This is a genomic window from Shewanella sp. 10N.286.51.B7 (assembly GCF_002873615.1).
In the GTDB taxonomy this organism is placed as follows: Bacteria; Pseudomonadota; Gammaproteobacteria; order Enterobacterales; family Shewanellaceae; genus Shewanella; species Shewanella electrodiphila.
On record NZ_MCUF01000029.1, the window covers coordinates 79,243 to 97,861 of the forward strand.

Sequence of the window (18,619 nt, forward strand, 5' to 3'; positions counted from 1 at the left end):
CAAAATCAACTCGTTATAAGTATTTGTATTAAATGTTTCTAAATTTTACAACTTGTTTTTTTTTGTTTTCATGTTTTTACTTCACCAAAAACCCTCCCGCTTATATACTAGCGAGCATATTTATGATTTTTGGAATATTTCGGTGAAGTGGTTAAAACGAATACTTATTGCTATATTTAGCTTAACTTTATTAGGCGTCGGCACTATTGTCGCAGCTTATTATTATCTTTTGCCTGAATTACCGGATGTAAATACACTCAAAACGGTAAAATTACAGACACCATTAAGAATATACAGCAGTGACGGGCTACTTATTTCTCAGTTTGGTGAAAAAAGAAGAATCCCAATTGAATATCAGGATGTGCCTGAGCAATTAATAAATGCTGTTTTGGATACCGAAGATGCTCGCTTTTTTGAACATAAAGGCATCGATCCTATCGGTATTGTTCGTGCTGCGGTCATTTTAATTACCACGGGTAAAAAAAGCCAAGGTGCGAGTACGATTACTCAACAGGTAGCCCGAGGGTTCTTTTTATCACGCGAAAAAACCTATATTCGAAAAACCAAAGAAATTTTCTTAGCATTAAAAATTGAAAAAGCACTTACTAAAGAAGAAATCTTAACACTCTATTTGAATCGTTCATTCTTAGGTAACCGCGCATATGGTGTCGGTGCTGCTGCTCAAGTTTATTACGGTAAAGATTTAACTCAACTGACATTACCTGAAATGGCAATGATTGCAGGCTTACCCCAAGCGCCTTCTGCAGCCAATCCAATACGTAACCCAGAGCGTGCTAAAACACGTCGTAATTGGGTACTCAGTAGAATGCTTGAAAAACGCAATATCACTGAGTCGCAATATCAAGAAGCCATTAATTCACCGATCACAGCAAAATATCACGGTGCTGAAATTGATTTATATGCACCCTATATTTCTGAAATGGCTCGTGAGTATATGGTAAGTCAATACGGTGAAGAAGAAGCCTATACCAATGGCTATAACGTCTACACCACCATATCTTCTGACTTACAATTAAAAGCCCAAAGTGCATTACGAGATAATGTATTTGCTTACGATCAGCGTCACGGTTACCGAGGGCCTATCGCCGAATTATGGTCTTCAGAACCTACAGTTGAAAGTATGGCCACCAGCGATATTATCGCTAATTTGAAAAAAACGCGCCCTATGCAAGGCATTATGCCGGCTGCTGTTATTGCGATAAATGAGCAGCAAGCAACGGTATTGAATGCCGCTGGCGAAGAAATTCTGTTGGAATGGAGTGGCTTAAAGTGGGCTCGTAAATTTATATCTGATAGACGCCAAGGAAAACCACCAAAGAAAGCGGAAGATATTTTAGCTGTTGGTCAAAAAGTGTGGATTAGAAATAATGGCGAATATTGGCAACTCTCTCAAATTCCTCAAGTCTCTAGTGCCACAGTTTCACTTGAACCTAGTGATGGTGCAATTAAAACTCTTGTAGGCGGTTTTAGCTTTACTCAAAGTCAGTATAACCGTGTCACTCAAGCCAAACGTCAGTTAGGTTCTAATATTAAACCTTTCATATACTCTGCTGCACTTGAAGACGACTATACTTTGGCAACATTAATTAATAATGCACCAATCAATAAACCAGATACTCGACAAGGTACAGCTTGGCGTCCTAAAAACTCGCCGGATATTTATGGCGGTCCAACTCGTTTACGTGTAGGTCTGGCCCAGTCAGTTAATGTCATGTCTGTACGTACAATGAGACATATTGGTTTAGATAACACCATAGCCAAGTTAGTTGAGTTTGGTTTTGATCCTGACGACTTACCTCGTAATGAATCTGTCGCGCTAGGTTCACCTTCGGTTACACCTTTGCAAGTGGTTACTGCATTTAATGTATTTACTAATGGCGGCTACTTAGTTGAGCCATATTTCATTACACAAGTAACCGATTCATTTGATAATGTCATCGAAAAAGCCAATCCACTATTAGCTTGCACGCCTGCTGTCCTTGATGAAATGGCTGAAGTAGCAAGTGATGAGAATGACCCTTTTGCAGCTATGGCGGCTGAATTTGCACGCTCTCAAGGCGCTGAACTTGAGGAGAGCATTGAGACTGAAACTAGCAACAACGCATTACCACTGTGTGGTGATGAAAATAGCCGCTTTGCCCCAAGAATTATTACTGAGCAAACTGCGTTCTTGGTGACTGAAGCTCTTAAAAGTGTAATTTGGGGTGGTGGCGACTGGAGTAAAGGCACTGGTTGGAATGGTACCGCATGGCGTGCATCACGCTTGATAAAGCGCCGTGATATTGCGGGTAAAACTGGCACAACCAATGAATCTCGTGACACTTGGTTTAGTGGATTTAATCCAACATTAACCTCTACGTTCTGGGTTGGATTTGATGATCATAGCCGCAGACTCGGTCGCACAAGTTGGGTAGCTGATGGGCCAGAAAACCAAATATCAGGTGCTGAAGCGGGTGCGAAAACCGCAGGACCGGGTTGGAATGACTTTATGAATCAGGCGCTCAAAGGCACTGAGGAAAAGACAACGATTCCGCCTAAAGGCATTATCTCCGCACGTATCGATTTGGCAACGGGTCTACTGACCCGTAAGACGGATCATACCACCTCTTTTGAGTATTTTGTTGAGGGCACTGAGCCAAAAGAATACGCAAAAGAAGAGATAACAGATGAAAATATTTTCATCGAAAACCCAACAGATGATTTATTTCAGTAATCGCTTTATTCTAAAAGTTAATCTGACATAACAAAAAGCCCTGAGTTAATGATTAACTCAGGGCTTTTATAATGTTTATAATGTTAAGCGTTACCATTCAGCTAACGCTGGTGATTACTGACCTTGTTTAACTGCCAATGCTTGTTTCACTTGAAGAATAGATGTACCACCTAATGCTTCACGTTTTTCCAAACAAGATTCAATAGTTAAACAGGCATATACATCATCTTCAATGACGTCGCTAAATTGCTTTAATTCAGCAAGTGGTAATTCTTCTAACGGTGTTTGCTTACCAATAGCAACCACTACCACCTCGCCCACTACATGATGCGCTTCTCTGAATGGCATTCCTTTAGCAACAAGATAATCAGCTAATTCTGTAGAGTTAGCGTAACCCTGTTGCGCTGCAGCTAAGGTTCTTTCACGATTAACTTGTAGGCCGCTTAACACAAGTGCAGCCATCTCAAGACAGATAGACCAGCTATCCATCACATCGAATAAGCCTTCTTTATCTTCCTGCATGTCTTTGTTATAAGCCAAAGGTAATGCTTTCATGGTGGTTAAAATGCCCATTAAGCTGCCATAAACACGGCCAGTTTTACCTCTAATAAGCTCAAGTGCATCAGGGTTTTTCTTTTGTGGCATTAATGATGAACCAGATGTCACTTCATCATCTAAATCAATGAAGCCCGCTTCACCGCTGTTAAAGAAAATTAAATCTTCAGCCATACGGCTTAAGTGCATCATGCTGATAGATGCATCACTGCATAACTCAATCACATGGTCGCGGTCTGATACGGTATCAAGGCTATTTAATGTTGGCGCCGCAAACCCGAGAGATTCAGCAATGGCATGTCTATCCATTGGATAAGCTGTACCAGCTAATGCGCCTGAACCTAAAGGACACGTGTCAGCACGCTTTAATGCATCTTCTAAACGACTAATATCACGTTCAAACATTTCTACATAAGCTAAACACCAGTGACCAAATAATACTGGCTGAGCTCTTTGTAAATGGGTGTAACCTGGCATAACAGCATCTATTTCACGTGCAGCAAGGTCAATTAATGCACCTCTAAGCTTTTGCAGCAGCGCAAGTGATTGCTCACCCTCTTTTCTACACCATAGCTTTAAATCTGTCGCCACTTGGTCATTACGAGAGCGTCCTGTGTGCAGTTTTTTACCTAAATCGCCCACTTTAGCAATCAAAGATTGTTCCACAAAACTATGAATATCTTCAGCACCTGAAGCAATAATGGCTTCTGGCTTATCAGCAACTTCAGCAAGTAGCTCGTTTAATGCTGCATGTAATTGCTCACATTCTTGTTGGGTTAAAATACCCACTGAAGTAATCGCCGTAGCCCAAGCAATCGAGCCGACAATATCTTCTTCAATTAAACGATAATCTACTGGCAGTGAGTCATTAAATAACTTAAATAATGCGCTGCTTTCTTGACTGAATCTTCCGCCCCATAACGCCATGTCGATACCCTCTTTAAATTCTTTAATTCAATTACATTAATCTGACAAAAACGGGGCTTATATCAGCCCCGTTTGTTTACTCTTAACAGCTGAGCTTATTTGCTGTTAAGTGCTCTGATACGGCTTGATAAAGAATAAAGGCGAATAAAGCCTTCTGCATCTTTTTGGTCGTAAACATTATCGTCACCAAACGTCGCAAACTCTTCTGAATATAAGCTATTTGGAGAACGCTTTTTAACAACACTTGCTTGACCTTTGTAAAGCTTAATCACAACTTCACCGTTAACCAGCCCAGCTAATGCTTCTGACGCAGCAATCAATGAATTACACAGCGGTGTAAACCAACGACCGTCATAGACCAAATGAGCCATTTGGGCACCAACCTGTTCACGCCACTCACGACTTGTTTTATCAAGTACTAACTCTTCAATGGCACGAAGACCAGCAAACATCACAGTGCCGCCTGGTGTTTCATAACAACCACGAGACTTCATGCCAACCAAACGGTTCTCAGTAATGTCGATACGGCCAACACCATGCGCGGCAGCAAGTTCGTTTAACTGCATTAATGCTGCGTATGGAGATAAAGCCACACCGTCAACATGAGTCACACGGCCATTTTCAATATTTAACGCAACATACTCTGGCGTATTCGGCGCATCTTCTGGTGCAACCGTCATGGTCCACACTTCTTTGCTTGGCTCGTTCCATGGGTCCTCTAGCTCGCCACCTTCATGCGAGATATGCCAAGCATTAGCATCACGACTATAGATTTTGGTCGCCGAAGCTGTGGTTTCAATGTTTCTTTCAGCTAAGTAATCTAATAAATCTTCACGGCTCACCATTGACCACTCACGCCAAGGTGCAATGACTTTTAAATCTGGAGCAAGCGCAGCAAAACAACCTTCAAAACGAACTTGGTCATTACCTTTACCAGTACAACCATGACAAACTGCATCAGCACCCACTTTACGAGCCACTTCGACTTGTGCTTTAGCAATAATAGGACGCGCCATTGACGTTCCTAGTAAATAAGTCCCTTCGTAAATTGCGCCCGTTGCAATCGTTGGGTAGATGTAATCAGCCACCAGCTCTTCTTTTAAGTCGACGATATAACATTCAGAAGCACCAGACTCGATAGCTTTTTCATGCAAACCTTCAAGCTCTTCTGCCCCCTGACCGACATCAGCACAAAATGCGATAATTTCGCAGTTATCGTAGGTCTCCTTCAACCATGGGATAATCGCTGAGGTATCTAAACCACCTGAATACGCTAATACAACTTTCTTAATACTGGTTTGTGTTTCAATAGACATCTTTAATTTTTCCTAACATAAACTGTGTAAAGTAGGTTCGCTTTTAGCCAACCAACGAAATTTTCAATTAACCCAACAAGGTCACTAGCACTGCATTTTGCGCATGCATTCTATTTTCAGCTTGTTGCAGAATGAGTGAGCCTTCACCATCAACCACTTCCGCAGTTGCTTCTACTTCTCTGTATGCTGGTAAACAATGCATAAAGAAGTTAGCGCCCACTTTTGTCATCAGCTCAATGTTTACTTGGTATGGTTTAAATTTAGCTTCAATTTCTGCCATCGAAGTGTCATCACCCATAGAGATCCAAGTATCAGTATAAATCGCATCTTGCGGCCCCATTTCATTAACGTCTGAGGTCAAAATAAGCTGACCGCCATGTTTAGCCGCTAATGCTTGAACTTCACAAACTACTTGGCCATCAGGGAAATGCCCCGGAGGACACACGACTGTCATCGTCGCGCCTAGAATCGCTGCGCCATACATCAAAGAGTGAGTGACATTATTACCATCACCTAAGTAAGCTAATTTCACTTTACTGACATCATCAAATTTTTCAGACAATGTTAGGAAGTCAGCTAAACCTTGGCACGGGTGGTATAAGTTACATAAGGCATTAATAACAGGGACAGAAGCATGTTCGGCTAAGCCCGCAATGGTAGTATGCGAAAAGGTTCTCGCGACTATCGCGTCTGCCCAACAAGAAATATTAGTCGCAAAATCTGAAACAGGCTCACGTTTACCTAATGCGCCATTTTGCTGATCAAGATAAACAGCATGGCCACCGAGTTTATTAATACCAATGTCAAAGCTAACGCGGGTTCGCAGCGAAGGTTTTTCAAACAGCATTACGACACTTTTGCCTGCTAATGCTTGGTTGTAATCTGCTGGATTAGCTTTGATTTTTTTCGCTAACGCTAATAAATCGAGCAGTTCAGTTTGCGATAAATTTTTAATTGATAATAAATGTTCCATTAGTATTTAACTCCTATGGCTGAATTTGAGTGCCAACGGATTGTCCGTTCGTTAAGGCAATTAATTGTTGAGGTTGTTTCCAAGATGCAACTTGCACTGGTTTCCCCATCCACTGAGCAACTTCTAATGCCGCTTCTACTTTGACCTTCATTCCTTTTTCTATCACGCCTTGCTGAACTAAATCTGAAATCTGTTGTTGATTTAGCTCAGTAATTAACTCTTTATTGCCATCTAATACACCTGGTACATCAGATAACAGCACTAATTGACCTTCAACTAATTTGGCAAGTGCTGTCGCAGCTTGATCTGCATTGACATTGAGCATTTCACCTTGCGAAGAGACAGCAATCGAGCTACAAATCGGCAACCAGCCCTGTGATAGTAAATAATTTAAATAACTAGGGTCGTTCGGGGAGACTTCACCTACTAAGCCTAGGTTTTCATTTTTTATTGATGCATGAACAGTATTACCGTCCGCTAAACTCATACCCACTGAAACAATGCCAGCCTCAATGGCTGCAGCTTGTAATAACTTGTTAGCTGTTCCAGCTAGTGCACCAACAACAATTGGGATTTGATCGGCAGGTGTTACCCGTAAGCCATCAAGCTTAATCGTTTCTTTTCCGTTTGCAGTTAATTGCTCATCCACCAAGCAACCACCACCATGAACAAAAATAACCTTTTGCTTCTGTGACATCATTTCTGCGACAACAGACATTAACTCTGCCATGCCTGAAGCTGATTGTAATAATGCGCCGCCCACTTTAAGCACAATAACAGGCTTGTTATTTGACATATTGTTACTTCCTGTTAAAGACCAAAGTGAATTTTAATGCACTGTAAGCCTTGGCTAGCAGCACCTTTCATTAAGTTATCGATTGCACTGGCAACCACAAGGTAATTGCTTTGCGGATCATATTTCCAACCGACGATACAATTGGGTGTGTTAACGACATCATCAACTTTAGGAAATTGATTATGCTTCACACTGACTAACGGGCAATCGTCATAGATTTGATATGCTGCAGCAATATCAGCTTCGGTTGTCCCTTTGGCTAATTGCACAGTAATCGTAGCTAAAATCCCACGTTTAAAATTACCTAAATGCGGCGTAAAAATAACTTCTTGCCCTAATTGCGTGGCAATTTCAGGTTGATGCCTATGACCTAAAACGCCATATGGCGTTAAGCTCACCTCACAAAAACTGGTATGCAACTGTGCTTTTCTGCCCGCGCCAGTCACACCACTGACGGCATTAATCACTGGATATGCGTCAGTTAACATTGGTTTTAAAGGTTTAAGCGCCGTTAATGATGCTGTTGGATAACAACCAGGAACCGCAATCATTTTACTTTGTGCAATTTGCTCATGATTCCATTCAGCTAAACCGTAAACCGCATCAGCGAGTACAGCAGCTTGTGTGTGCTCAAAGCCATACCATTTAGGGTACTGCTCAACATCAGCAAAACGATACGCACCACTTAAATCAAATACCGCTAAGCCCTGTTGATAAAAGAAAGCAGCAAGTTCTAAGCTAACAGAATGTTCAGTGGCAAGTACCACAGCATCAGCTTGCTCGACAATGGTCTGTTTTTCAGCAGCAGATAATGGAGACAAAGGAATTTGAATATGTTGATAAGTTGGATACAAGTCCGCAAGTAAACGACCTTTATCAAGACTGTTCTCTGACACGTACAAGCCTTGAATTGATAATGACGCGTCAGCATCAATAAGAGCGGTGATTTGTGCGCCGGTATAACCACTTGCACCAATAATTGCGATATTTTTCATTATTTTGTCGTCTTTAAGTAAGTAAAATGTTGAAGATGAATCAATACGTGAGCAGGGCGCTCGAGAATAAAACTATCGTCGAAGATAGTTTACCTTGGGATCTGTTACAGTGAGTTGAATCGCAATTAAATACATATCTATAATTCTTAAATCGTTATCAAGTTATGGTGAATACCTTAGCTGTTTGCTAGACTAACACAAATTATTACTTATGCAATAATAATGAATACATATTTTATTGCGATAGCTAAAAAGGTTCCTATGAATTCATTGCCAGAACTAAAAGATGCTTTTAAACAGCTGATTGCACTACCATCTATTAGTGCATTAGAAGCAGAACAGGATATGAGTAACCATGCAGTTATTGAACTTCTGCAATCTTGGTTTTCAGAGATGGGTTTTGACTGCACGGTACATACTGTTGCTGACAGTCGTGGTAAGCAAAATTTGGTCGCGACCATTGGTTCAGGTAAAGGTGGGTTATTGCTGGCTGGACACACTGATACAGTACCTTTCGATGAAGGCCGATGGAGTCAAAGCCCATTTGAGCTAACCGAAAAAGATAATCGCTGGTATGGATTAGGTACCTGCGATATGAAAGGTTTTTTTGCACTCATTATGGAAGCACTCAAAAGCATACCTTTGCATGAGTTAAAACGTCCGCTACATATTTTTGCAAGCGCCGATGAAGAAACAACGATGAATGGTGCTAAAGCATTTGCGGATGCTAAAAGTATTGCGCCTGACTACGCCATCATTGGAGAGCCCACCAGTTTAAAACCGGTATATATGCATAAAGGGCATTTAGCTCAGGGGATCCGAGTGATTGGCCGCAGCGGCCATTCTTCTGATCCAGCTCGTGGTTTGAACGCCATCGAAATCATGCACCAAGTGGTTGGCCAACTAATGAAGCTTAAACAGCATTTAAGTGAAAATTATCGCGAAGATGCTTTTAGTGTGCCTTATCCAACCATGAATTTTGGTCATATACATGGTGGTGATGCCGCCAACCGTATATGTGGTTGCTGCGATTTACACTTAGATATTCGCCCTCTTCCTGGGATGGAATTAGCCGATTTAGAATTAATGGTGATTAACTATTTATCTGAAATTAATAAGCAGTATCCAGGCAGTATCGAAATATCGACTTTATATCCTGGTTCTGAGTCATTCGCTGGCAAAGTTGATAGCTACTGGACAGAGTTAGTCGCTGAAATATCTAACACTCAAGCTGAAGTCGTCAATTATGCCACCGAAGCACCCTATATTAAACAGCTTGGCTGTCAAACTTTGGTGATGGGACCAGGCAGTATTAATCAAGCCCACCAGCCAGATGAATACATTGGCTTAGAGTATTTAACGCCAACTGTTGAGTTAATGAAAAAGCTTATTTATCAGGCTTGTATTAAATAGTTGTGATGAACATCAGCGTTAATCGATTATGTATTTTAATTAATAGAAGAAGCCATTGACCGATACCCTCGCACCTCGCTATTGTGCTAGCTAAAGTCTGATATTGTAACGGCTAATTAAGTTAACTTATGGAGTAATTATGGCAGAGCAAACCGCCGACATGTACGCTTCTTTGCGTTCGAATGTGAGTAGCTTAGGGCAGATTCTGGGTGACACGATGCGTGATCACCTTGGCGAAGCATTTCTCGAAAAAGTAGAGCAAATCCGTATTCTTGCAAAAGAGTCTCGCCAAGGCGACGCTGACTCAAGACAGCAAATGCTCACTTTATTGAATTCCTTACCAGACGAAGAACTGGTTCCTTTTGCGAAAGCCTTTAACCAATTCTTAAATCTAGCCAATATTGCAGAACAATTTCACACCATAAGCCGTAACTGTGATGAGCTAGTTTGTGTGCCCGACCCAGTAGAGCAGTTACTAGGAAGAATGCTTAATAGTAATGCCAATGAACAAGATGTTATCAATTGCTTAAAGACACTTGATATTGATTTGGTGTTAACCGCGCATCCAACAGAAATCTCCCGCCGAACATTAATTCAAAAGTATTCGGCCGTTGTCGATTGCCTCACTGAGCAAGAAAATAAGCAATTAACAGAGCGAGAAAGAAATCAATCTCATTTAAGATTACGTCAATTGATAGCCCAAATTTGGCATACCAATGAAATTCGTAATGAGCGACCAACACCTGTCGATGAAGCTCGCTGGGGGTTAAGCACTATTGAAGCTTCTCTATGGCAGGCAGTACCTGACTTTTTACGCCAATTAAATGATCACGTAGAAGCTAAAACAGGTCAACAAATTCCAGCAGATATTTGCCCTGTTAGATTCTCAAGTTGGATGGGTGGCGATAGAGATGGTAACCCATTTGTCACCTCAGTCGTGACTGAGGAAGTCCTCTTACGCAACCGCCATGCAGCGGCAAGATTATATTTAAAGGATGTAGTTTCATTGGTTAATGAACTCTCCATGGAAGATGCCAACGCAGAGTTAATGGCACTCGTTCCAAACAGTAAAGAGCCATACCGCGATGTGTTAAGGCACCTACGTCATAAACTCCGTAACACGATTGACTACCTAAATGCGCGCCTTGAAGGCCATCAAGTCGACGTAAACTATAATGACTTGGTATGGGAACTAGATGATTTAAAACAGCCACTTGAATTGCTATATCGCAGTTTGTCAGAGTCAGGCATGCGTTTAATAGCCAATGGTTTATTACTAGATATGTTGCGCCGTTTAGCCTGTTTTGGCATTCATATGCTGCGACTAGATATTCGCCAAGATGCCGAGCGTCATAGCGATGTCATCGCTGAGCTGACTCGCTACTTAGGCATGGGTGATTACGATCATTGGGACGAAAATGAAAAACAAGCCTTCTTGCTCAGAGAGCTCACCAGTCGTCGCCCATTGATCCCTTCTGCTTGGCAGCCTTCTGCTGACGTTCAAGAAGTCATTAAAACATGTCAGCTAGTCGCAACTCAACCAGCTACGGCACTGGGCTCGTACGTTATCTCAATGGCGAGTAAACCTTCTGACGTGCTAGCTGTATTATTGCTATTAAAAGAAACGGGCTGCCAGCATCCAATGCGTGTGGTGCCATTGTTTGAAACATTAAGCGATTTAAACACTGCCGCTGACTGTATGACACAATTACTCGATATTGATTGGTACCGTGGTTACACCAAAGGTATGCAAGAAGTAATGATTGGTTATTCAGACTCTGCGAAAGATGCTGGAGTCATGGCAGCAGCTTGGGCACAATACCATGCTCAGGAACAACTCGTCGCTGTGTGTAAAAAAGCTGACGTTAAACTAATGCTGTTCCATGGTCGCGGTGGTTCTATTGGACGTGGTGGCGGGCCAGCTCACAAAGCAATTTTGTCTCAACCTCCAGGCTCGGTTGACGGCCGTATCCGAGTTACTGAACAGGGTGAGATGATCCGCTTTAAATTCGGCTTACCCAAAGTTGCCGTACAAAGTTTAGCGCTTTACACATCAGCTGTAATGGAGGCGACTTTATTACCTCCTCCAGAGCCAAAACAAGAATGGCGTGATTGCATGCAGCGTATTGCCGATGACTCAGTTAAAGCTTATCGCGGAATCGTTCGTGAGGAGCCTGATTTTGTGGCTTATTTCAGAGCTGCAACCCCAGAAGTGGAGCTAGGTAAACTGCCTCTTGGTAGCCGACCAGCTAAAAGAAGAGTTGATGGCGGGATTGAAAGCCTTCGCGCTATTCCTTGGATATTCGCATGGTCACAGAACCGATTGATGTTACCTGCTTGGCTTGGCTCGGGCGAGGCATTAACTGCGGCAAATGAGCGTGGTGAAACTGAGCTTTTAAAAGAAATGGAACAGCAATGGCCATTCTTTGAAACCCGCATATCAATGCTAGAAATGGTTTATATGAAAGCAGAGCCTAACCTAGCGCGATACTATGAAAGTACACTGGTCCCAGAAGATTTACATCATTTAGGTAAAAAACTCCGTACGAGTCTACAATTAGGTACTGAAGCAGTATTATCGTTAACGGAATCAGAAGAGTTAATGTCGCATACTCCGTGGAATAGAGAGTCAGTTAAGCTTCGTAACCCTTACATTGACCCGCTAAACTTTTTACAAGCAGAACTGCTAAGCCGTACTCGTAATGAAGAACAAGCTTCAAAGCAAGTGGAGTTAGCATTAATGCTCACCATTGCTGGTGTAGCAGCAGGAATGAGAAACACAGGATAATGACATTGTTCAAAACAATACTAATCTGTTGCATGTTGTTACTGACTGGCTGTGCTAGTCAGTACAGTATCACTGAGTCGGAAGTAGAAGATTATCTTAATAATGAAATGCATTATGAGGTCTCTCAAGGTAATCAAATCTTCGGATTACAACTTAAACTCAATGATATGGAAGTAGAGTTAGGTCATAAACCAAATACTATTTCTGTTACTGCATTAACTGAGATGGGGGTAAAAAATCCCTTTAAGTCAATCTCAGCAGATATGGAAATCACTTTTGAAGCAGAGCCATGGTATGACGTAGAAAGTAAAAGCATCTTTCTAAAGAAGCTCGACTTGGTTAGCGTTAAATCTGAGCCTGCAGATATTGAACAGATGCTTAAACCGATTACGCCACAATTAATGATATTTTTGCGAACGTTTTTGGAATCACAACCCGTCTATGTGCTCGACACCAATGACTCCAATCAAGCACTAATGGCTTCGATGACTAAAGCCATTGAAGTACAAAAAGGTAAAATAGTGATTAAGTTCTAACATTTTAATTTGAACTAACCTACGTTAATTTAAAAGCGCCGACTGGCGCTTTTTTATGTCAGTAATCCCATAAAGGAAGAGAAAACCATGTTAGAAATGAGCAACTAAGTTACAAAGTACACCTGCAACTAAAACGCCGGTAACGTGAAAATCTCAAAGTAAGCAGACAAGTTCTATTAACAAAACATTGTCTACTTTTAATAAAACTAGCCATATTCATCAAAGATCGAATGGATTAAAAGTTTTTTACTGGCTCAACCACCAAGGTGCTAGAGTGCACTGGGTTTTCTGACTGCATATACAAATCTCGCACCAGCTTAAAATCTAGCTCCAATTCGGTGACATAAAAGCCGTCTATTGGATAAGCCTTAACAACTTTGGCTCCCTTTATCACACCAGAAACTTTAATCTTGGTGGCGATATTATTCAGCGAGTGACCTTGTATTGCTGTTTGCGAGTTTAGCTGTAATCCGTAGACTTGTTCGGCTAATTCTCTATACGCCAAGATTTTTGACGCTTCCATAGCCATTAAAATCTGCTCTGAACGCATTTCTGCAGGTTGCTTCTCAATAGGTGCATAACCTACAGCATTTAAAACAGGAAAATCAGTTGGATGATATTGCGCTGGTTGACTATTTAAAGCTTCACAACCACTTAATATAAACCAAGTCATAAGAAGTATTATTTTCATATTAATTACCAATAAAATATTTCAAAAATAAATCAAAAATAATAAATAGCATATACTTAACCCGCGAATTAAACGTTGCACGATTCTACGCAATAAAGATATTAAGTACCTTTATCATTATCATCTGAAAGAAAAGAACTAACTCCTGCTGCAATACCTCCAGCATTAGTTTCTGCAAAATAATCCATAATTAATTTAATCGCTGTAGAACCCGCACCAACATAATCAGAATAAATTAAACTACCTGCTAATGTCGAAGCTGGGCTTATTTCAGTATCGGTGGTTTCTTGGTAAATATAAGATAATATTGGGGTATGATTTAAGATATTTACTGAATCGATAACATCTTTTTGATCAAAACCGTCTTCACCAAAAGAGAATTTATAAATATCTTCACCAATATTAGATTCTTCTGGTGTCGCATTACTTATTAACGAGCTTACTTCTTCGGAACTGACCTTAGCTGAAACGGATGTATTTTCGCCTACTGCATTGGTGACAGCAGTTTTGAGCATACTGGTTTGTAATGATGATAATAAGCCTTGTTGTAACTCCATAATCATACTGCTATTCATATTTAGCGATAAGATACTTGAATTACCTAGCCCAGTCTCAGCCAGTATTTGTTGCTGCAAAGAGTCTACCGAAAAAGTTTCAGAGGTTGAACTAGATTCAAGCACAGCACTGCCGACACTCTTAACTTTAGAGACACTTGTCAGAATATCAGCAAATGTATCGGAGTCACCACTCGATTGGGATTGAATTATTTTATCAGATTTGATTAATTCAGTTGAGCTAGATAGTGCAGACAAAGATTCTTGCTGAGTCATAATAGTATTTAACCAAGTAAAGTTAGAATAGACTTTTAAAATATTTCATTCACCAAAAACATGTGTAAATATAAATACACCTGCAAATTTATAGTATACAATTAATAATACAAAGCCAATACAAATGACACAGTTAATAGCAAGCAAGTATAAATCCCACCAAATAATATATATCCACAACAAGTCCATATATTACGTTTCAAATATAAAAACTTTAAAACAGATGCAACACCTCACACAAACAATATATATCAATAGTTAGTAACAAATAACATTAATATTAGTAAATAAGCGTAAAGATAATGAAGTTACTGTGTAGAAGATAGATATCATAGTTCAATTGACGTTAAAATTTATAAAACCCTCAACACAGTTGTTCAGAAATGAAATTAACAATCACGTTTGCAGCATTCATTCTATTAAGTATGTCAGCTTGTACAACGACTGAAGTCGCTGAAATAAAAGTACCGACTAAAGAAAACACCACAGTTAATGTTATTGAAACGGATGACGAAGTGATGAAAGGGGATCCTCAATATCGCCCTGTCAGAAATAATAATATTCAACAGGCGCAGCAAATTACTGGCTCAATATTTAACCCTGACAGCGTATATGATATTTATCAAAACAATAATCGTTATGATATTGGTGATATGATCTTAATCAGATTAAATGAAGAGATGACGTCGAAAAAATCAGTTAGCTATACCAGAGATAGCTCAAATGATTTCGAGTTATCCCCCAATATAACCGCTGGTAATATCAACATCGATGAGAACAATCTCAGCGCCGATTACTCTCAAGATAAAAGCTTTGATAGCTCCTCTGCAAGTAATCACAATAACTCTCTCTCTGGTACCATTACTGTTGCAGTAAGAGAAAAACTCCCTAACGGTAACTTAGTCGTTGCTGGGGAAAAGTGGCTAAAACTGAATAAAGGCGACGAATATGTGCGCTTTTCAGGTGAAATTAGAGTGACAGATATTGGCTCGGATCATTCAATTGATTCAAGCATGGTCGGAAATACAGTGATTGAAGTCAGTGGCAAGGGAGAGCAACAAGACAATCAAGATCCATCGCTAATTTCTAAACTGCTTAATGTGTTTGGCTAATCAATGAAGCAAATACTATGTGCAATATTAATGCTCTGCTTACCATCAATGTCCTATGCACAGTGGTATTTAGGCCAAGCATCAATTCCCTATGACGGTGATGATTATAATGACGTGCGTAAATTAGCTATTGAACAAGCAATTGAAAACGCCTCACTTCAAGCAAGTAGTTACATTAGTATCGAAAATACGGTAAGAGATGGCATTCTTACGAGTAGTAAAAGCAATATTGTATCGAAACAGCAAATCAGTGAGATTGTCATTCTTAATGAAACGATAACCGCAGGTAAGTTAACCGTTAATCTCAAGGTGAATCTTCATTCTAAATCGAATTGCATTAAAGATGCTTATTCCAAACAGCTAATCATTGCCCAGTTTCCTTTGATGACCCCTGAACAGGCTGCGCCTGGTGATATATACACTTTGCCATTTCATGTAGCCTCTAGATTCAAAAACGAACTCAGCAACCAACCAAGCGTCTTTGTTGAAGAACTGATACCTCAGATGGTGTTTAAGCCTGTGACCAGCTTTGACAGCATAAATCTAAAGACCATTCAAAGTATCTCACATAGGTTGAATAGCCAATTTCAAAGCCAATATTTAGTCTTTGGTTATATACGCGATATAGGTTTATATAATGAAATAAAGTCAGCTTTATTAACCAATACGATTTATCCAAAGCGTAACTTCACTATTAAAGTGTTTATGTACGATAGAATTAGCGACAGCATACTTCTAGAAGATGAATACCATGGTGAGGGAGGTTGGAGCTTCGACTCTTACTCTAAAGTTGATTTATCAAATAGTTTATTTTGGCGAAGTGAATACGGTAAAGCCATCGTTGATACTCTGTTTAAAGTCTCGCAAGACATTAACCAAACATTGAGTTGTGAGGCAACTAAAGCAACGGTAATAAATCGAGATGATGAGTTTATCACTATAAATATCGGCACTATGCATGGCGTTAAAAAAGGCGATATCTTTCAACATATCAAGCTTAAAAATATACCGTTAAGAAATACCGTGATGTCCACTCTAATGCCACCAGATGAACCAACGTTATTGGAAGTGATTCAAGTGAGCAATAAAATTAGCTTGCTCAAAGCACCAGAAAATGAAGACGTTAATGGCATAAATCAACACCAAGTAGATTTATACGATGTCGTCACAACAACCAGTTTTTAACTATTAGATAAACGATCTAGCGAACTAGCGAACTAGATCATTTATCGGTGTAATTTACTTTGCAAATCGAGATATTGATGGGTAATCAACAATGACAGCTTCACCAAGCAAAGCACGACGTAACATATCATAGGCAATTGCGGCACTGATACTTCGCACCAGTTGCCTAGATCGGCTCGGTAACTTAATCATCTGACTATATACTGCGTGCTTAGTGGCTAAAGCTATTGCAACAGTGCCAACAGGCTTATCATCAGAACCGCCATCTGGACCTGCTATTCCGCTGGTAGATAATGCAAAATCACTGTCTAGAATATCTCTTGCTCCTCTCGCCATCGCTTCCACAGTGGCAATAGAAACAGCCCCATAATCATCAAGTATTTGCGGATTTACGCCCAATATTTTTACCTTAGATTCATTACTGTAGGTCACCAATCCATGATGAAGATAAGAAGAGCTGCCTGCAAAATCAATTAATTGACTGGTGATCAACCCTCCAGTACAAGATTCAGCAATGCTTAAGCTGAAACCAGACTGATATAATCTATTATGGATCTCAGCGGCTAAAGTAGGCCTGTCTTCTGCTACAACCGCGATTCCAAGAATTGATTTAACTTTTTTAGTCACACTAGGGAGTTTGCTTATTGCTTTGTCCCCACGTGCAAAAATCTTGATTTCAATGTGCGGCATTGAAGAGCGATAACCTAACGTAATCCCATCTGGAAGATTTAATGGTGACAAACTATCCTCTAGTGAGGATTCTCCATGACCAATTGTGAGTAATTTTTTAAGCGACGTATTCTCGCTGATGCCATACTCTTCTTTGATAAAAGGGATGAATTGCTCTTTAATCATGTGCTTTAATTCGAAAGGCACGCCTGGAGTAAAGAACAACCAGGCCTTATTGAGCTTAACTCTGAAGCCACAGGCCGTTCCCACGGGGTTATCTACCATCACAGCCGACTCAGGCAACCAAGCTTGTTTTAAATTGCTCTTAGCCATTGTTCTATTATTACGAGCAAACCAGTTAACGAGCGTCTCACGCCACTCGATATTTTCAACTAATTCTTCACTCTTAGCCAAAGCCATAGCTTCTGCAGACATGTCGTCACTAGTAGGTCCTAAGCCACCATTAACAATGATTACGTCCGCATGATGGCTTCGTTCAATAAAGGCGTTCTTAAGATCTTCAAGTCGATCACCCACCGTGATTCTATGTTGAGTCTCAATTCCCAACTCCATCATGGTGTTTGCAACCCACGCAGCATTGGTATCAATAATCTGGCCAGATAAAACTTCTTCACCAGTACAAATCATTTCTAATTTCATTTTTTTCCCTAAAATGCTGACTTGAAAACTAAGCCAAATATATAAAACCTGTTGAATTGCCTATCAAGATAGCTGACCTATATTAAACATCAACGATTAATAGGGAATAATTCATAATAGTAAGGTTTTAAATAATAATTACTATCTTCGAACTTCAAATTACAGTGACAAATACACCTAAAAAATCAATAACTAAGCCATTTACTCTTTAAAAGATTGGGCGCATGTCGATGACCTACATTTCCTTGTAAGAGCTCATGGGCATTCTAGCCATATTGTTTATTAGCTTTAGCCGTTAACGAACTCACTCAAATTCCAGACACAAAAAAGCCCGCTACGTAAGTAACGGGCTATCTGCTCTCATTTAAGAGAAATTAGGCGCTTAGCAATGACCTATTTTTTACTATCCTTGTAAGGGTACATGGGCATATCGTCCACA

Annotated in this window: 14 protein-coding genes; 6 read left to right on the forward strand and 8 right to left on the reverse strand. The window is 40.3% G+C overall.

Annotation, left to right across the window (positions count from 1 at the left end; genetic code table 11):
* Window positions 1-142 precede the first annotated feature (142 nt).
* Window positions 143-2,734 (forward strand): PBP1A family penicillin-binding protein, encoded by a 2,592-nt coding sequence (locus BCU84_RS08720; RefSeq protein ID WP_102527704.1) that lies wholly within the window; start codon window positions 143-145, stop codon window positions 2,732-2,734.
* A gap of 114 nt (window positions 2,735-2,848) precedes the next feature.
* Here the strand turns inward: BCU84_RS08720 and argH are convergent, their stop codons facing one another.
* The 5 genes from argH to argC all read right to left on the reverse strand — a co-directional run bounded on the left by argH (window position 2,849) and on the right by argC (window position 8,296).
* Window positions 2,849-4,216 (reverse strand): argininosuccinate lyase, encoded by a 1,368-nt coding sequence (gene argH / locus BCU84_RS08725; protein ID WP_102527705.1) that lies wholly within the window; start codon window positions 4,214-4,216, stop codon window positions 2,849-2,851.
* A 95-nt stretch (window positions 4,217-4,311) separates the two neighbouring features.
* Window positions 4,312-5,532, reverse strand: coding sequence for an argininosuccinate synthase (locus tag BCU84_RS08730; RefSeq protein ID WP_102527706.1), 1,221 nt, complete (start codon window positions 5,530-5,532; stop codon window positions 4,312-4,314).
* 67 nt (window positions 5,533-5,599) lie between these two features.
* Window positions 5,600-6,505 (reverse strand): ornithine carbamoyltransferase, encoded by a 906-nt coding sequence (locus BCU84_RS08735; RefSeq protein ID WP_102527707.1) that lies wholly within the window; start codon window positions 6,503-6,505, stop codon window positions 5,600-5,602.
* Window positions 6,506-6,518: 13 nt separating this feature from the next.
* Window positions 6,519-7,301, reverse strand: a complete 783-nt coding sequence (argB, locus tag BCU84_RS08740; RefSeq protein WP_102527708.1) for an acetylglutamate kinase — start codon at window positions 7,299-7,301, stop codon at window positions 6,519-6,521.
* 14 nt (window positions 7,302-7,315) lie between these two features.
* Window positions 7,316-8,296, reverse strand: a complete 981-nt coding sequence (gene argC / locus BCU84_RS08745) for an N-acetyl-gamma-glutamyl-phosphate reductase (RefSeq protein WP_102527709.1) — start codon at window positions 8,294-8,296, stop codon at window positions 7,316-7,318.
* Window positions 8,297-8,557: 261 nt separating this feature from the next.
* Between argC and argE the strand changes: the two genes are divergently transcribed.
* From argE to BCU84_RS08760, 3 genes are all read left to right on the forward strand, one after another.
* Entirely contained in the window at window positions 8,558-9,709 is a 1,152-nt protein-coding gene (gene argE, locus BCU84_RS08750) for an acetylornithine deacetylase (RefSeq protein WP_102527710.1), read from the forward strand.
* 139 nt (window positions 9,710-9,848) lie between these two features.
* Window positions 9,849-12,497, forward strand: coding sequence for a phosphoenolpyruvate carboxylase (gene ppc, locus BCU84_RS08755; protein WP_102527711.1), 2,649 nt, complete (start codon window positions 9,849-9,851; stop codon window positions 12,495-12,497).
* Window positions 12,497-13,033: a DUF1439 domain-containing protein gene (locus BCU84_RS08760; protein WP_102527712.1), complete on the forward strand. Its 537-nt coding sequence runs from the start codon at window positions 12,497-12,499 to the stop codon at window positions 13,031-13,033. The genes ppc and BCU84_RS08760 overlap by 1 nt, the downstream gene beginning before the upstream one ends.
* Before the next feature lie 235 nt (window positions 13,034-13,268).
* Here the strand turns inward: BCU84_RS08760 and BCU84_RS08765 are convergent, their stop codons facing one another.
* Both BCU84_RS08765 and BCU84_RS08770 read right to left on the reverse strand, forming a co-directional pair.
* Complete coding sequence (locus tag BCU84_RS08765; RefSeq protein WP_102527713.1) at window positions 13,269-13,724, reverse strand: LPP20 family lipoprotein; 456 nt, start codon at window positions 13,722-13,724, stop codon at window positions 13,269-13,271.
* Window positions 13,725-13,825: 101 nt separating this feature from the next.
* Complete coding sequence (locus tag BCU84_RS08770; RefSeq protein WP_102527714.1) at window positions 13,826-14,554, reverse strand: hypothetical protein; 729 nt, start codon at window positions 14,552-14,554, stop codon at window positions 13,826-13,828.
* A gap of 383 nt (window positions 14,555-14,937) precedes the next feature.
* Here BCU84_RS08770 and BCU84_RS08775 point away from each other — a divergent pair, with 383 nt between their 5' ends.
* The gene (locus tag BCU84_RS08775) at window positions 14,938-15,666 is read left to right on the forward strand and encodes a flagellar basal body L-ring protein FlgH (RefSeq protein ID WP_102527715.1); all 729 of its coding nucleotides are present in this window, start codon (window positions 14,938-14,940) and stop codon (window positions 15,664-15,666) included.
* 3 nt (window positions 15,667-15,669) lie between these two features.
* Window positions 15,670-16,851: a flagellar assembly protein T N-terminal domain-containing protein gene (locus BCU84_RS08780; protein ID WP_102527716.1), complete on the forward strand. Its 1,182-nt coding sequence runs from the start codon at window positions 15,670-15,672 to the stop codon at window positions 16,849-16,851.
* 54 nt (window positions 16,852-16,905) lie between these two features.
* On the opposite strand, the gene BCU84_RS08785 is transcribed toward BCU84_RS08780, so the two are convergent.
* Complete coding sequence (locus tag BCU84_RS08785) at window positions 16,906-18,180, reverse strand: CinA family nicotinamide mononucleotide deamidase-related protein (RefSeq protein WP_102527717.1); 1,275 nt, start codon at window positions 18,178-18,180, stop codon at window positions 16,906-16,908.
* Window positions 18,181-18,619 lie beyond the last annotated feature (439 nt).

Bases quoted from the DNA above. Each gene is read 5' to 3' on its own strand.
- BCU84_RS08775 (WP_102527715.1), top strand. From the start codon at position 14,938: ATGAAATTAACAATCACGTTTGCAGCATTCATTCTATTAAGTATGTCA.
- BCU84_RS08760 (WP_102527712.1), top strand. From the start codon at position 12,497: ATGACATTGTTCAAAACAATACTAATCTGTTGCATGTTGTTACTGACT.
- argH (WP_102527705.1), bottom strand. From the start codon at position 4,216: ATGGCGTTATGGGGCGGAAGATTCAGTCAAGAAAGCAGCGCATTATTT.
- BCU84_RS08780 (WP_102527716.1), top strand. From the start codon at position 15,670: ATGAAGCAAATACTATGTGCAATATTAATGCTCTGCTTACCATCAATG.
- BCU84_RS08730 (WP_102527706.1), bottom strand. From the start codon at position 5,532: ATGTCTATTGAAACACAAACCAGTATTAAGAAAGTTGTATTAGCGTAT.
- argC (WP_102527709.1), bottom strand. From the start codon at position 8,296: ATGAAAAATATCGCAATTATTGGTGCAAGTGGTTATACCGGCGCACAA.
- BCU84_RS08735 (WP_102527707.1), bottom strand. From the start codon at position 6,505: ATGGAACATTTATTATCAATTAAAAATTTATCGCAAACTGAACTGCTC.
- BCU84_RS08785 (WP_102527717.1), bottom strand. From the start codon at position 18,180: ATGAAATTAGAAATGATTTGTACTGGTGAAGAAGTTTTATCTGGCCAG.
- BCU84_RS08765 (WP_102527713.1), bottom strand. From the start codon at position 13,724: ATGAAAATAATACTTCTTATGACTTGGTTTATATTAAGTGGTTGTGAA.
- ppc (WP_102527711.1), top strand. From the start codon at position 9,849: ATGGCAGAGCAAACCGCCGACATGTACGCTTCTTTGCGTTCGAATGTG.
- argE (WP_102527710.1), top strand. From the start codon at position 8,558: ATGAATTCATTGCCAGAACTAAAAGATGCTTTTAAACAGCTGATTGCA.
- BCU84_RS08770 (WP_102527714.1), bottom strand. From the start codon at position 14,554: ATGACTCAGCAAGAATCTTTGTCTGCACTATCTAGCTCAACTGAATTA.
- argB (WP_102527708.1), bottom strand. From the start codon at position 7,301: ATGTCAAATAACAAGCCTGTTATTGTGCTTAAAGTGGGCGGCGCATTA.